Genomic DNA, 1,227 nt, shown 5'->3' on the forward strand with positions numbered 1-1,227 from the left:
CTCGGTGATCTCGACCCCACGAGCGATCGTGCGGTCTTTAGGCAGATCGCCGACCAGCTGCGCGAGGCCATCGACCGCGGGCGATTCCGAGAGGGCGAGAAGCTGCCCTCAGAGGCGGAGCTTGTGGACCACTACGGGGTATCCCGGATGACCGTCCGAAACTCCTTCTCCATCCTCCAGGGGGAAGGACTCGTCCACGCCGAGCACGGCAAGGGCGTCTTCGTCCGGCCCCGGCCCCCCGTACGGCGACTCGCCTCCGACTGGTTCGCCCGCCGGCACCGGGAGCAGGGCAAGTCCGCGTTCATCGTCGAGGCGGACACGGTCGGCAGCCACCCCCAGGTCGACAGCCTTGAGGTCAAGGAAGAGAAGGCCAGTCAGGACATCTCCACCCGGCTCGGCTCGGTGCGGCGGGTCCTCGCCCGGCGGCGCCGCTATCTTCTCGACGGCCGGCCGGTCGAGTTCGCCACCTCCTACCTCCCCCTCGACATCGCCCGCGGCACGCAGATCGCCGAACCCAACCCCGGGCCCGGCGGCATCTACGCCCGCCTCGAAGAACTCGGCCACCGCCTCGACCACTTCGAGGAGGAGATCCGAGCCCGGATGCCCTCCCCGGATGAGGTCAAGACGCTCCGGCTGGCCTCCGGCGTGCCCGTCATCCATCTCGTCCGCACCGCCTTCGACACCGAGGGACGGGCCGTCGAGGTGTGCGACACGGTCATGGCGGCAGACGCCTACGTCCTGTCGTACCAGCTCCCGGCGACCTGATCGCATGGGCGGCGGCGCAGTTCTAGACGGTCGGATCGCCCTCGTCCTCGGGGGCCGGAGTGAACCAGTGGCCGATGCTGGTCCACATGAAGCCTTCCCGCCACGTGGGCTTGTCGGTCGCCCAGTCGAGGAGTGCTTGCAGGACCTTCTCCTGCGACACCGTCTGCGTCTGGTAGTGCTCTGCGGGAACGCCGTCCCGGTACTCCAACTGGTAGGTGTTGTTGTCGCGGAACAGCACCTGGATGTACCAGTTGCCTTCCTGGCTCTCGTCTTGCCGCTCAAGGAGCAGGTGATCACCCTGATCCAGGTCGGCGAGCATCGTTCCTATCTTCGGCTTCGAAGCGCGCTTCACCGCGTAGCCCCGGCTGTTGGTCGCAATCAGCATGGGCAGAGCATGCCGGAGGGGACTGACAACGGCCCGGTCCGTCAGGCTTCCCGAACTCGTACACCTCAGCATGCATA

At 67.2% G+C, this 1,227-nt stretch carries 2 protein-coding genes; one reads left to right on the plus strand and one right to left on the minus strand.

Annotation, left to right across the window (positions count from 1 at the left end; translation table 11 throughout):
• A partial coding sequence (locus AQI94_RS37385) for a GntR family transcriptional regulator (RefSeq protein ID WP_063801646.1) occupies window positions 1-765 on the plus strand: 765 nt, incomplete at its 5' end.
• A 22-nt stretch (window positions 766-787) separates the two neighbouring features.
• On the opposite strand, the gene AQI94_RS37390 is transcribed toward AQI94_RS37385, so the two are convergent.
• On the minus strand, window positions 788-1,150 hold the full coding sequence (locus AQI94_RS37390) for a hypothetical protein (RefSeq protein WP_225890390.1): 363 nt from the start codon (window positions 1,148-1,150) through the stop codon (window positions 788-790).
• Window positions 1,151-1,227 lie beyond the last annotated feature (77 nt).

This window comes from Streptomyces pseudovenezuelae (assembly GCF_001513955.1).
In the GTDB taxonomy this organism is placed as follows: Bacteria; Actinomycetota; Actinomycetes; order Streptomycetales; family Streptomycetaceae; genus Streptomyces; species Streptomyces pseudovenezuelae.

Coding starts and splice junctions, on each gene's coding strand:
- AQI94_RS37390 (WP_225890390.1), bottom strand. CDS start 1,150: ATGCTGATTGCGACCAACAGCCGGGGCTACGCGGTGAAGCGCGCTTCG.